Annotated in this window: 9 protein-coding genes; 7 read left to right on the top strand and 2 right to left on the bottom strand. The window is 61.5% G+C overall.

Translation table 11 applies throughout. From position 1 onward, the window contains the following. Positions 1–52 precede the first annotated feature (52 nt). From NE357_RS17820 to NE357_RS17795, 6 genes are all read left to right on the top strand, one after another. Complete coding sequence (locus NE357_RS17820; RefSeq protein WP_169430974.1) at positions 53–1,780, top strand: autotransporter assembly complex protein TamA; 1,728 nt, start codon at positions 53–55, stop codon at positions 1,778–1,780. Further along, positions 1,777–5,451: a translocation/assembly module TamB domain-containing protein gene (locus NE357_RS17815; protein WP_169430973.1), complete on the top strand. Its 3,675-nt coding sequence runs from the start codon at positions 1,777–1,779 to the stop codon at positions 5,449–5,451. Before NE357_RS17820 ends, NE357_RS17815 begins: the two co-directional genes overlap by 4 nt. Positions 5,452–5,696: 245 nt before the next feature. Beyond that, entirely contained in the window at positions 5,697–6,179 is a 483-nt protein-coding gene (locus tag NE357_RS17810; protein WP_169430972.1) for a MarR family winged helix-turn-helix transcriptional regulator, read from the top strand. Further along, positions 6,169–7,638, top strand: a complete 1,470-nt coding sequence (locus NE357_RS17805) for an efflux transporter outer membrane subunit (RefSeq protein WP_169430971.1) — start codon at positions 6,169–6,171, stop codon at positions 7,636–7,638. The genes NE357_RS17810 and NE357_RS17805 overlap by 11 nt, the downstream gene beginning before the upstream one ends. A 15-nt stretch (positions 7,639–7,653) precedes the next feature. After that, positions 7,654–8,856, top strand: coding sequence for an HlyD family secretion protein (locus NE357_RS17800; protein WP_169430970.1), 1,203 nt, complete (start codon positions 7,654–7,656; stop codon positions 8,854–8,856). 172 nt (positions 8,857–9,028) lie between these two features. After that, positions 9,029–10,558: a DHA2 family efflux MFS transporter permease subunit gene (locus NE357_RS17795; RefSeq protein WP_169430969.1), complete on the top strand. Its 1,530-nt coding sequence runs from the start codon at positions 9,029–9,031 to the stop codon at positions 10,556–10,558. Positions 10,559–10,682: 124 nt separating this feature from the next. Here NE357_RS17795 and lpxH read toward each other — a convergent pair whose 3' ends face one another. Next, the gene (lpxH, locus tag NE357_RS17790; RefSeq protein WP_169430968.1) at positions 10,683–11,435 is read right to left on the bottom strand and encodes a UDP-2,3-diacylglucosamine diphosphatase; all 753 of its coding nucleotides are present in this window, start codon (positions 11,433–11,435) and stop codon (positions 10,683–10,685) included. After that, the gene (locus NE357_RS17785) at positions 11,432–11,938 is read right to left on the bottom strand and encodes a peptidylprolyl isomerase (RefSeq protein WP_169430967.1); all 507 of its coding nucleotides are present in this window, start codon (positions 11,936–11,938) and stop codon (positions 11,432–11,434) included. The genes lpxH and NE357_RS17785 overlap by 4 nt, the downstream gene beginning before the upstream one ends. Before the next feature lie 252 nt (positions 11,939–12,190). Here NE357_RS17785 and NE357_RS17780 point away from each other — a divergent pair, with 252 nt between their 5' ends. Further along, a complete protein-coding gene (locus NE357_RS17780; RefSeq protein WP_169430966.1) occupies positions 12,191–13,891 on the top strand; it encodes a glutamine--tRNA ligase/YqeY domain fusion protein in 1,701 nt (566 codons plus the stop codon). The last annotated feature ends 6 nt before the right edge of the window (positions 13,892–13,897 follow it).

The following is a 13,897-nucleotide window of genomic DNA, read 5'->3' as shown; positions in this document are numbered from 1 at the left end:
GCGCACCCCAAGGCTCTATCACGCTCCCAAGCTCGTGATAGCATCCGCGCCTATGAAGTTTCCAGGAAGATTTACCAGTGGCGTGCTCATGCTGTTAACCAGCTGCGCGGCGCTGGCGCAAAGTGAATTGGATGTGCGGGTCAAACCGTCCAACGATGAACTCAAGGCCAATATAGAAGGCTATATCGGCAGCCTCGGCGATCGTGACGAAGAAGCCTTGCAGCGCTTCAGTCGCGGTGCCGAAGAGCAGGCGCGCAAGGCCGCCCAGGCTTTGGGCTACTACCAGCCGCAGATCGACAGCGAAGTGAAGGGCGGTGAAAAACCGCGTCTGGTGCTGAAGATCGATCCCGGCGAGCCGATTCGCCTGCGCAACGTGACCGTGCGCGTCGACGGCCCGGCGGCCTCCCTCAAATCCTTTCGAGTCCCCAAGAGCGACGTGCTCAAGCCCGGCGCGGTGCTCAACCATGGGCGTTACGAAGACGCCAAGCGCCTGATTCAGAACCAGGCGTCGCGCTACGGCTTCTTCAGCGGTCGTTTCACCAGTCAGAAATTGATGGTCGATCCCCGCGCCGGGGTCGCCGACGTAGAACTGATCTACGAAAGCGGCCCGCGTTATGCGCTGGGCAAAGTCAGTTTCGAGGGCGACACGCCGTTCGATGAAGACCTGCTCCAGCGCATGGTGCCGTTCAAGCCGGGCGAGCCTTACGACTCCGAACTGATCGCCGAACTCAACCGCGACCTGCAATCGAGCGGCTATTTCGAAGGCGTGCGGGTCGACGCCGCGCCGACCGCCGCAAAAAACGACGTGATCCCGGTGGACGTCAAACTCGACACCCGCAAGCCGCGCACCATGGGCCTGGGCCTTGGTTATTCCACCGACGTCGGCCCGCGGATCAAGGCCAACTGGACCCGTCACTGGGTCAACCCGCAAGGCGACAGTTATGGCTGGGAGGCCGAGCTGTCGGCGCCACGGCAGAACGTCGGTCTGTTCTACGACATTCCGCTGGATCCGCCACTGACCGACAAGTTGCGCTGGGCCGGTGGTTATCAGTACGAAGACATCGACGGCTCCGACACCCTGAGCAAACTGCTGACCTTCGGCCCGGAATGGCACAGCAAGTTGCCCAGCGGCTGGCAACGGGTCATTTCGCTGAAATGGCAGCGTGAGGAATATCAGCTCGGTGACGATTCGGGCCTGAGTACCTTGCTGATGCCCGGCATCAGTTACTCCTATCTGAAAAGTGACAATCGTATCGACCCGCACAACGGCTATCGCCTGACCTTCGAAAGCAAGGTGGCGAAAGAAGGCCTCGGTTCGGACAACAACTTGCTGTATGGCACCGCGCTGATCAAAGGCCTGACCACGGTGTTCGACAACCACCGCTTTCTCGGACGTGTCCAGGTCGGTGGCAGTGCCACTAACGGTTACAGTTCGGTGCCGCCATCGCTGCGTTTCTTCGCCGGTGGCGACCAGAGTGTGCGCGGTTACGACTATCAGAGTCTGTCCCCGGAGAACTCCAAAGGCGACCGCATCGGTGGGCGCTACATGGTGGCCGGCAGTGTCGAGTATCAATACTCGATCGCCGAGAAATGGCGGGTCGCGACTTTCGTAGACCAGGGCAACTCCTTCAACAAACTCGAACTGCCGAACCTCAAGACCGGGGTCGGTATCGGTGTGCGCTGGGTTTCACCGGTGGGGCCGATCCGCCTCGACCTGGCCCATGCGCTGGACGATGACGGCGGCATCCGGCTGCACTTTTCCATGGGGCCTGAGCTGTGAAGCGTGGTTTGAAAATATCGGCGCTGGTGCTGTTGTCGTTGGTGCTGCTGATGGTGTTGAGCATCACCGCTGTGCTCGGAACGCAGGCTGGCAGCCGGTGGGTGTTGGGGGTGGTGCCGGGCCTGAGCGTCGACAACTTCCAGGGTCGCCTCGGCGGGCAGTGGAGCGCCGATCATCTGTTGTGGCAGCAAGACAGCAGCCGCGTTGAGTTGAGCAAGCCGATCTTCGAATGGTCGCCACTGTGCCTGACGCGTATGACGCTGTGCATCGAGCAGCTCAAGGCTGATCAAGTCATCCTGCAGTTCCCGCCCAGTGAAGAAACCACCGAAAGCGGTCCGATCAAACTGCCGGACCTGCAATTGCCGGTGGCCATCGAGCTGGGCGACGTGCAAGTCGGCAGCCTGCTGTTCAACGGCAGCGAACAGCTCAAAGGCCTGCAACTGGCGGCGCACTGGACTGCCAAGGGCATGCAGATCGACAGCGTGAAGCTGCAACGCGATGACTTGAGCCTGAAGCTGTCTGGTCTGTTGCAACCCACCGGTAACTGGCCGCTGAGCATTGCCGGTGATCTGACGCTGCCGTCGCCGGGCAGTGGTCCATGGACACTGGCACTCAAAGTCGACGGCGACCTGCTGAAAACCCTCAACCTGCACGCCGACAGCCGTGGCTACCTCGACGGCCAGTTGAGCGGCGAGCTGCAACCGCTGGTGGAAAACCTGCCGGCCAAGGTGCGGATCACCTCGGAAGCGTTCAAACCGAGCGCGGATCTGCCGGATACCCTGCAATTGAATCAACTGGTATTGACCGGCGAAGGCGACCTGAAAAACGGTTACCAATTGCTCGGCAACGCCACGTTGCCTGCGGATAAAGGCCCGGTAGCGCTATTGCTCAAGGGCAAGGTCGACGCCAAGGGCGCACAGATTGCCGGCCTCGACCTGACGGCCAACGACAAGCAAAGCCTCAAGCTCACCGGCAACGTCGACTGGAGCAAAGGCCTCAGTGCCCAGGCCACTATCAACTGGCTGGATTTTCCGTGGCACCGGCTCTATCCGGAGATCGACGAACCGCAGGTCACGTTGCGTACCTTCACCGGCGAAGTCTCCTACACCGACGGTCAGTACATCGGTAACTTCGCCGCCGCCGCAGATGGACCGGCGGGGGCGTTCAGCCTGAGCAGTCCGTTCAGCGGCAATCTCAAGCAGATTTTCCTGCCACAACTGAAACTCGAAGCCGGGCAGGGTAAAGCCGAAGGCCATGTGAACGTGCAGTTCGCCGATGGCATCGCCTGGGACACTGCGCTGGAACTGTCGGCGCTCAACCCGGCGTACTGGGTTGCGGAGTTGCCGGGCACCCTGGCCGGCCCGTTGAAAAGCAAAGGTGAAATGAAGAACGAGCGCCTGAGCCTCAACGCCGACCTCGATCTGAAGGGCAAACTGCGCGGGCAACCGGCGATCCTGCAAGCCAAGGCCGACGGCGCGGGCGAGCAGTGGAATCTGAATGCCCTGCAAATCCGCCTCGGCGACAACAGCATCAACGGCAAGGGCAGCCTGCAACAGAAGCTCGCCGGGCAGATCGACATCAAGCTGCCGCGTCTGGCCCAACTCTGGCCGCAGCTGCGCGGACAGGTCAACGGGCGGGTCGATGTCGCCGGCACGCTGAAGGCGCCGCAGGGCAAGCTCGGCCTGCAAGGTTCGCAACTGGCGTTCCAGGACAATCGCCTGCAAAGCCTCAACCTCGACGCCACTCTCGACAGCGCGCAACGGGCAAAAATCGACCTCAAGGGCAGCGGCATCCAGGCCGGCGATACGTCGCTGGGCACCCTGACCGCCAGCGCCCAAGGTGACATCAAAAGCCAGAAACTCAATCTCGACCTGCTCGGGCCGAAGCTGAAACTGGCGCTGGGCCTGGACGGCAATCTGGACAAGGGCAACTGGCGCGGTCGTCTGGCCAGCGGTGATATTCAGGCTGGCGGCCAGGACTGGAAGCTGCAAAACCCGGCCAGGCTCGAACGACTGGCCGACGGCAAGATCAACTTCGGGGCCCATTGCTGGATGTCCGGCAATGCCAGCCTGTGTGGCGAAGACCAGCGGTTGATGCCGGAGCCGAAGCTGCGTTATCACCTCAAGCAATTCCCGATCGAAAGCCTGGCACAGTGGCTGCCGAAGGATTTCGCCTGGCAGGGCAAGCTCAACGCCGACCTGCAACTGGACCTGCCGGCCAGCGGCCCGAACGGCCAGATCAGCATCGACGCCAGCGGCGGCACCTTGCGCATGAAGGAAAAGGATCAGTGGCTGGACTTCCCGTACCAGACCCTCAAGCTCACCAGCAAACTCACGCCGAAACGCATCGACACCGACCTCAATTTCGTCGGCGGCAAACTGGGTGAACTGATGGTGCAGGCGCAGCTCAATCCGTTGCCGAAGAACAAACCGCTGAACGGCTCGTTCCGTCTCAGCGGGTTGGATCTGTCGGTGGCACGGCCGTTCGTGCCGATGGTCGAGAAACTCACCGGGCACCTGAACGGCAGCGGCACGATCTCCGGCGGACTGCTCGCGCCGCTGGTCAACGGCACCGTGCAACTCAGTGACGGTGAAGTGTCCGGCCCGGAACTGCCGCTGGAGTTGCAGGCGCTGCAACTGCAAGCAGTGATCGCCGGGGAAACCGTGCGACTGAACGGCGGCTGGAAAAGCGGCAAGGCCGGGCAGGGCAGCCTCAGCGGCAATGTTGCCTGGGGCCAGGCGCTGGTGGTGGATCTGGCGCTCAAGGGCACGCAATTGCCGGTCACCGTCGAACCCTACGCCAAGCTTGAAGTGGCGCCGGACCTGAAGATTTCCATGGCCGGCGATGAGCTGGCGATTGCCGGCAAGGTGCTGGTGCCCAGAGGCGAAATCACCGTGCGCGAATTGCCGCCATCGACGGTGAAAGTCTCCGATGACACGATCATCGTCGGTGCGCAGACCGAAGAGGGCAAACCGCCGCTGGCGATGAAAATGGACATCGACGTGGTGGTCGGCGAGGACAAACTGAGCTTTGCCGGGTTCGGCCTGACCGCCAACCTGCAAGGTCACGTGCACATCGGCGACAACATGGACACCCGTGGCGAGCTGTGGCTCAACGACGGCAAATACCGCGCCTACGGCCAACGCCTGACGGTGCGCCGGGCGCGTCTGCTGTTCGCCGGGCCACTGGATCAGCCGTATCTGGACATCGAAGCGATTCGCCAGACCGACGATGTGATCGCCGGTATCCGCCTGAGCGGCAGCGCCGAGCAGCCGACCACGCAGATCTTCTCGGAACCGGCCATGAGCCAGGAACAGGCGCTGTCCTATCTGGTGCTGGGGCGTCCGCTGAGCACCACGGGCGAAGACAACAACATGCTCGCGCAAGCAGCGCTCGGTCTGGGGTTGATGGGCAGTTCCGGGGTGACCAGCGGTCTGGCCAAGGATCTGGGGATTCAAGACTTCCAGCTCGACACCCAGGGCAGCGGCAACACCACCAGCGTGGTGGCCAGCGGCAACATCTCCGAGAAGCTCAGCCTGCGTTACGGCGTCGGCGTATTCGAACCGGCCAACACCATCGCCTTGCGCTACAAGCTGAGCAAGAAGGTCTACCTGGAAGCCGCCAGCGGCGTGGCCAGTTCGCTGGATATCTTCTACAAGCGGGATTTCTAGCCCGCTTTTCCCTCCCTTTATACCAAGTTGGTGCAATCGCCAGCAGGCTGACTCCCGCAGGGTTTTTGATGTTCACAACTCTGTGGGAGCGAGCTTGCTCGCGAAGGCATTCGCCTGGGCACCCGAAAACCCCAGTCCGCTGGTCAACTAATTACAAAGCAACCTAACTATTACGTTGACATTCGCTGCCTAGGCAGTAACATCTCGACATACATTCACTGCCTAGGCAGTTATTAGGTGAGCACATGAAGCATTTCACCCCCGACGAATTCAAGCATTGCCATCTCGGCCTGTTGCTCGGCCGTGCCGCTTTACTCAAGGACAAGATCATCGACACCCACATGGAACCCCACGGCATTACCGCCGCGCAGTTCAAGGTGTTGATCATCATGGCCCAGTTCGGCGTCGACACCCCGGCCGAGCTGTGCCGGCATCTGTCGCTGGACAGCGGTTCGATGACGCGCATGCTCGACCGTCTGGAGCAGAAAGGCTTTCTGGTTCGCCAACGCAGTGAAGGCGATCGCCGTCAGGTGCAACTGAAACTCACCGAGCAAGGCCAGCAACTGGCCGATCGCCTGCCATACATCGGCGCTGACGCGATGAATGAACTGGCCGGCGCCGTCACTCCGGACGAGTTGAAGACCCTGGAATACATCCTCAAGAAAATCCTGCTGGCAGCCGGTGACCCGATCACTATCCAGCGGTTAGGTGAACACAATGAGCGGTAAAACCTTGCGCAGCAGCCTGACACTGGTGCTGTCGGCGATGATTCTCGCCGGTTGTGCCAACTACAGTGGCCTCGATACCCAAGGCAAAAACCTTGATGCGAAAGACCTGAAGGTCGGCCAATCCCTCAATGGCGTGACGCTGTCCCAGGCCGCGTGGCCCAAGAGCGACTGGTGGACCAGCCTCGGCGATCCGCAGCTCGACGGTCTGATCCGCGAAGCCCTGCACGACAGCCCGGACATGCAGATCGCCGACGCCCGCGCCCATCAGGCCAGCGCCGCTGCGTATGCCGCCGATGCCGAGCGCTATCCGACCCTCGACGCCAGTGCCGGCATTACCCGTTCACGCCTGGCCAAGGATCAGGACCCGCGAGGGCAGGGCGATGCCTACGCCACCGTGCGCAACATCAGCGCCGGCTTCAATTACAACTTCGACCTGTGGGGCGGTCAGCGTGACGCCTGGGAAGCTGCACTCGGCCAGGCCCGCGCCGCCGAGGTCGACCGTCAGGCTGCGCAACTGACCCTCGCCGCTGATGTGGCCCGTGCCTACAGCGATCTCGGTCAGGCGCACATCGTTTATGACCTGGCCAACGAAGATTTGAAGCGCACCAAACAGATGCTCGACCTGAGCCAGCGCCGTTTGAGCTCGGGGATCGACAGCCAGTACCAGTTCCAGCAGACCCAAAGTCTGGAAGCCAGCTCCGAAGCCAGTCTGATCGACGCCGAAAAACGCCTGAACAGCGCGAAAATCGCTCTGGCCGTATTGCTCGGCAAAGGCCCGGATCGTGGCAACGAAATCGCCCGGCCGAAAGTCCTGCAAGCCAGCGCTGTCGCACTGCCATCGGTGCTGCCGGCCGAACTGCTGGGGCGTCGCCCGGATCTGGTCGCCGCGCGCTGGCGTGTCGAGGCGGCGAGCAAGGACATCGACTCCGCCAAGACCCGCTTCTATCCCAACTTGAACCTGTCGGCCTCCGCCGGTGCCGAATCTCTGTTGGGTGACGCGATGTTCGGTTCCGCCAGTCGCTTCTTCAACATTGCCCCGACGATTTCGGTGCCGATCTTCGATGGCGGACGCCTGCGCGCCAACCTCGATGCCCGCGACGCCGATTACGACCTCGCCGTGGCGCAGTACAACAAAAGTCTGGTGAAAGCCTTGGGCGATGTTGGCGACACCATCAACCAGTTGCGTGACATCGGCCGGCAGATCGGCGCCCAGCAGCACGCGACCGAGATTGCCCAGGACTCTTACAACACCGTCGTCCAGCGTTACGGTTCCGGCATCGGCAACTACCTGGACGTGCTCAGCATCGAGCAGCAATTGCTGCAGGCCCAGCGTCAGCTGGCGACCCTGAATGCCGAGCAGATCGACCTGTCGATTCAACTGATGCAAGCGCTGGGCGGCGGCTTCCAGGGTGAAACCCTGACCGCAGCCAACGCCACCCCAGCCACGCCGCACAACTAATTCAAGGTACTTGTCATGGCCACTGCCGAAAACACACAAGCTCAAGACAACGCCCAAGACACTGGCAATCCGCGCAAACGCAAGGTGATGCTGCTGGTGCTGGCCGTTGTGGTTGCCCTCGCCGGTGCCGGTGTCTGGGCGTATCACGAATTCATCGGGCGCTGGAGCGAAAGCACCGACGACGCCTATGTCAACGGCAACGTGGTGGAAATCACTCCGCTGGTGACCGGCACCGTGGTCAGCATCGGCGCCGACGATGGTGACCTGGTTCATGAAGGCCAGGTGCTGATCAACTTCGACCCGAATGATGCCGAAGTCGGCCTGCAAAGTGCCAAGGCCAATCTGGCCCGCACTGTGCGTCAGGTTCGCGGCCTGTACAGCAACGTCGATGGCATGAAGGCCCAGGTCAACGCGCAACAGGCCGAAGTGCAGAAAGCCCAGGACAACTTCAACCGCCGGAAAAATCTTGCCGCCGGCGGGGCGATTTCCCAGGAAGAACTGTCCCACGCCCGCGATGACCTGACCTCGGCGCAAAATGCCCTGGCCAACGCCAAACAGCAGCTGAAAACCACCAGCGCGCTGGTCGATGACACCGTAGTCTCGTCGCACCCGGACGTGATGGCTGCCGCCGCGCAACTGCGCCAGGCCTACCTGACCAACGCCCGCAGCACCTTGATCGCCCCGGTCACCGGTTACGTCGCCAAGCGCACCGTGCAACTCGGCCAGCGTGTGCAGCCGGGCACCGCGCTGATGGCGGTGATCCCGCTGGATCAACTGTGGATCGATGCCAACTTCAAGGAAACCCAGCTGCGTGACATGCGCATCGGCCAACCGGTGGAGATCGAGTCGGACATCTACGGCAGCGACGTGAAGTTCAGCGGCACCATCGACAGCCTCGGCGCGGGCACCGGCAGCGCGTTCGCCCTGCTGCCGGCGCAGAACGCCACCGGTAACTGGATCAAGATCGTGCAACGTGTGCCGGTGCGGATTCACGTCAACGCCGAAGAGCTGGCCAAACACCCGCTGCGCGTCGGGCTGTCGACCAATGTCGAGGTCAACCTGCACGACCAGAGCGGCCCGGTACTGGCCCAGCAGCCGCCGCAACAGGCCTCGTTCAGCACCAACGTCTACGACCGTCAACTGGCCGAAGCCGACGCGATGATCACCCAGCTGATCCACGACAACAGCGCGGCGGTCAGCAAGACCGCGCAACGCTGATCCGCCACTGACCCTGTGGGAGCGGGCTTGCTCGCGAAAGCGGTGTGTCATTCAGCATTGATTTGTCTGACAGACCGCCTTCGTCGGAACGCCGCCCGGAGCAAGCCCGCTCCCACAAAGGTGACTGCGTCTGTAACAAGCGCGGCACCCGCCGAGTTCCAAAGGATTCACGATGAGCAATAACGCCTCTTTTTCGCCGCCCAGCCTGTTGCTCAGCACCATCGGCCTGTCGCTGGCGACCTTCATGCAAGTGCTCGACACCACCATCGCCAACGTGGCGCTGCCGACCATTTCCGGCAACCTCGGCGTGAGTTCGGAACAGGGCACCTGGGTCATCACTTCGTTCGCCGTGAGTAACGCCATCGCGTTGCCGCTCACTGGCTGGCTGAGCCGTCGCTTCGGCGAGGTGAAGCTGTTTCTGTGGGCGACCATTCTGTTTGTGCTGGCCTCGTTCCTGTGCGGTATTTCCACCTCGATGCCGGAGCTGATCGGCTTCCGCGTGCTGCAAGGCCTGGTGGCCGGGCCGTTGTACCCGATGACCCAGACGCTGCTGATTGCGGTGTATCCGCCAGCGAGGCGGGGCATGGCCCTGGCGTTGCTGGCGATGGTCACGGTGGTGGCGCCGATTGCCGGGCCGATCCTCGGCGGCTGGATCACCGACAGTTACAGCTGGCCGTGGATTTTCTTCATCAACGTGCCGATCGGGATTTTCGCGGTAATGGTGGTGCGCCAGCAGCTGGCCAAGCGCCCGGTGGTCACCAGTCATCAGCCGATGGATTACGTCGGGCTGATCACGCTGATCATTGGCGTGGGCGCGTTGCAGGTGATCCTCGACAAGGGCAATGACCTGGATTGGTTCGAGTCGAACTTCATCATCATCGGCGCGGCGATTTCGGTGATCGCGCTGGCGGTGTTCGTGATCTGGGAAATGACCGACCAGCATCCGGTGGTCAACCTGCGGCTGTTCGCCTATCGCAACTTCCGCATCGGTACGCTGGTGCTGGTGTTGGGTTACGCCGGTTTCTTCGGCATCAACCTGATCCTGCCGCAGTGGCTGCAGACCCAGATGGGCTACACCGCGACCTGGGCCGGGCTGGCGGTGGCGCCGATCGGCATTCTGCCGGTGCTGCTGTCACCGTTTGTCGGCAAGTACGCACACAAGTTCGACCTGCGTCTGCTGGCCGGGCTGGCGTTCCTGGCGATCGGCCTGAGCTGCTTCATGCGCGCCGAGTTCACCAACGAAGTGGACTTCCAGCACATCGCCTTGGTGCAATTGTTCATGGGGATTGGTGTGGCGCTGTTCTTCATGCCGACCCTGAGCATCCTGATGTCGGACCTGCCGCCGAGTCAGATTGCTGACGGTGCCGGCCTGGCGACGTTCCTGCGGACACTGGGCGGCAGCTTTGCGGCGTCGTTGACCACCTGGATCTGGATTCGCCGGGCGGATCAGCATCATGCCTATATGAGCGAGAGCATCAGCACCTTCGAGCCAGCGACTCGCGAGACCTTGCATTCGCTGGGTGGCGCGAGCCAATCGGCCTATGCGCAGATGGATCAGATCCTCACCAGTCAGGCGTACATGCTCTCCACCGTGGATTACTTCACGCTGTTGGGGTGGGGGTTCATGGGGCTGATATTGATTGTGTGGCTGGCGAAACCGCCCTTTGCTGCCAAGGCAGGCCCTGCGGCCAGCGGCCACTGATCTGCAATCCGATCAAATGTGGGAGCGAGCCTGCTCGCGATAGCGCAATCACACTCAGCATTAATGTTGACTGATTCGCCACTATCGCGAGCAGGCTCGCTCCCACAATTGGACCTGTATTCACTCAGATGGCGGGTGCTGCCAGCTGTGGCGGCGGGGCGAAGTCGAACGGCGCCAACGCAAACCCGTTCTCATCCACCTGCAACGCCCAGCCCTGACGATCCCAATCCCCCAGCACAATCCGCTTCGCCGCCTGATCGCCGATCTGCAACTTGTGGATGGCCGGGCGATGGGTGTGTCCGTGAACCAGGGTTTTCACCCCGTATTCCTGCATGATCCGCGGGATTTCCTCCGGCGTGACATCGACGATGTCATTGGCCTTCATCCGCGTCTGCGCCCGGCTTTCGCTGCGCAGTTTGCGCGCAAGCTTATGTCGGGTGCGCAGGGGCAGGTTGCGCAATATGAACAGGCTGATCGGATTGCGCAGGTAACGACGCAGCTTCATATAGGCTTCGTCGCGGGTGCACAGGCTGTCGCCGTGCATCAGCAGCACCGGTTCGCCGTAAAACTGCACGACACTCGGATCCTTCAACAGCGTGCAGCCGGCTTCCTTGCAGAAAGCCTTGCCGAGCAGAAAGTCGCGATTGCCGTGCATCAGAAAAATGGCCGTGCCGCTGTCGCTCAATTCGCGCAGGGCCTGGCAGATGGAACGCTGGAAGGGGGTCATGGCGTCGTCGCCAATCCACGCCTCGAAAAAGTCGCCCAGGATGTACAACGCACTCGCCGAGCGGGCGCGTCCGGCGAGCAAATCCAGAAACGCCCGGGTAATGTCCGGGCGCTCCTCTTCCAGATGCAAGTCTGAAATCAGCAATATCACGCTTCGATGATCTCGGCTTTCTCGATGATCACGTCGTCTGCGGGTACGTCCTGGTGGCCTGCCTTGGACGTGGTGGAAACGCCTTCGATCTTGTCGACAACGTCGGTGCCCGCAACCACTTTACCGAACACGGCATAACCCCAGCCCTGGGCGGTCTTGGCGGTGTGGTTCAGGAAGCTGTTGTCGGAGGCGTTGATGAAGAACTGCGCCGAAGCCGAATGCGGGTCCATGGTACGGGCCATGGCGATGGTGTACTTGTCGTTCTTCAGACCGTTGTCGGCTTCGTTCTGGATGCTCGGGCTCTTGTCTTTCTTTTCTTTCATGCCTGGCTCGAAACCGCCGCCCTGGATCATGAAGCCTTTGATGACGCGGTGGAACACGACGTTCTCGTAGTGACCTTTCTTGACGTATTCGATGAAGTTGGCGGTGGTGACAGGCGCCTTTTCAGCGTTCAGTTCGATGACGATGTCACCGAAGTTGGTGGTCAATTTAACTTGAGTCATGATCGATGCTCTTTGTGAGGAATTCGTGGGTATTGGGACATGTCGGCCCCGTACCGGTTCAGCCCGAGAGGGCCAAGGTGCGCAGTTTAGCGTGACAGGCGCGAATTTCGAGGCAGTTTTTCAATTGCCGGCGATTAAATGCGCGCCTTTATAAGAGTGTGCTCTGTCAGGCCCTTGACAGCATCGGCTATGATAGCGGCTTTGTTTTGTCTGGCCCCCTTTGCGGCCGCGCACATGTAAGTCAAGGATCCTATGAGCAAGCCCACTGTCGACCCTACCTCGAATGCCAAGTCCGGCCCTGCCGTGCCGGTCAATTTCCTGCGGCCGATCATCCAGGCAGACCTGGACTCGGGCAAGCACACCCAGATCGTCACCCGTTTCCCGCCTGAGCCCAACGGCTACCTGCACATCGGCCACGCCAAGTCGATCTGCGTGAACTTCGGCCTGGCCCAGGAGTTCGGCGGTGTCACGCACTTGCGTTTCGACGACACCAACCCCGCCAAGGAAGACCAGGAATACATCGACGCGATCGAAAGTGACGTCAAATGGCTGGGGTTCGAATGGTCCGGCGAAGTGCGCTACGCCTCGCAATACTTCGACCAGTTGCACGACTGGGCCGTCGAGCTGATCAAGGCCGGCAAGGCCTACGTCGACGACCTGACGCCTGAACAGGCCAGGGAATACCGCGGCAGCCTGACCGAGCCGGGCAAGAACAGCCCGTTCCGCGACCGTTCGGTGGAAGAGAACCTGGACTGGTTCGCCCGCATGCGCGCCGGTGAGTTCCCGGACGGTGCCCGCGTACTGCGCGCCAAGATCGACATGGCCTCGCCGAACATGAACCTGCGCGACCCGATCATGTACCGCATCCGCCACGCTCATCACCATCAGACCGGTGACAAGTGGTGCATCTACCCGAACTACGACTTCACCCACGGTCAGTCGGACGCCATCGAAGGCATCACCCACTCGATCTGCACCCTGGAGTTCGAAAGCCATCGTCCGCTGTACGAGTGGTTCCTCGACGCACTGCCGGTGCCGGCGCACCCGCGTCAGTACGAGTTCAGCCGTCTGAACCTCAACTACACCATCACCAGCAAGCGCAAGCTCAAGCAATTGGTTGACGAGAAACACGTCAACGGCTGGGACGATCCGCGCATGTCCACGCTGTCGGGCTTCCGCCGCCGTGGCTACACCCCGGCATCGATCCGCAATTTCTGCGAGATGATCGGCACCAACCGTTCCGACGGCGTGGTTGACTTCGGCATGCTCGAGTTCAGCATCCGTCAGGATCTGGACGCGAACGCCCCGCGCGCCATGTGCGTGCTGCGCCCGTTGAAAGTCGTGATCACCAACTACCCGGAAGGCCAGGTCGAGAACCTCGAACTGCCGCGTCATCCGCAGAAAGAAGAACTCGGCGTGCGCCAGCTGCCGTTCGCCCGTGAAATCTACATCGACCGCGATGACTTCATGGAAGAGCCGCCAAAGGGCTACAAGCGCCTGGAGCCGAATGGCGAAGTGCGCCTGCGCGGCAGCTACGTGATCCGTGCCGAAGAAGCGATCAAGGACGCCGACGGCAACATCGTCGAACTGCGTTGCTCCTACGATCCGGACACCCTGGGCAAGAACCCTGAAGGCCGCAAGGTCAAGGGCGTGATCCACTGGGTGCCGGCCGCTGCCAGCGTCGAGTGCGAAGTGCGTCTGTACGATCGCCTGTTCCGTTCTCCGAACCCGGAGAAGGCCGAAGACAGCGCGAGTTTCCTGGACAACATCAACCCTGACTCACTGCAAGTGCTGACCGGTTGTCGTGCGGAGCCTTCGCTGGGCAATGCACAGCCGGAAGACCGTTTCCAGTTCGAGCGCGAAGGCTACTTCGTCGCGGATATCAAGGACTCGAAACCAGGCCAGCCGGTATTCAACCGTACCGTGACCCTGCGCGATTCGTGGGGCCAGTGATCAAGT

It is taken from the genome of Pseudomonas sp. G7(2022) (assembly GCF_052660475.1).
This window is presented reverse-complemented; position numbering and strand designations above follow the sequence as displayed.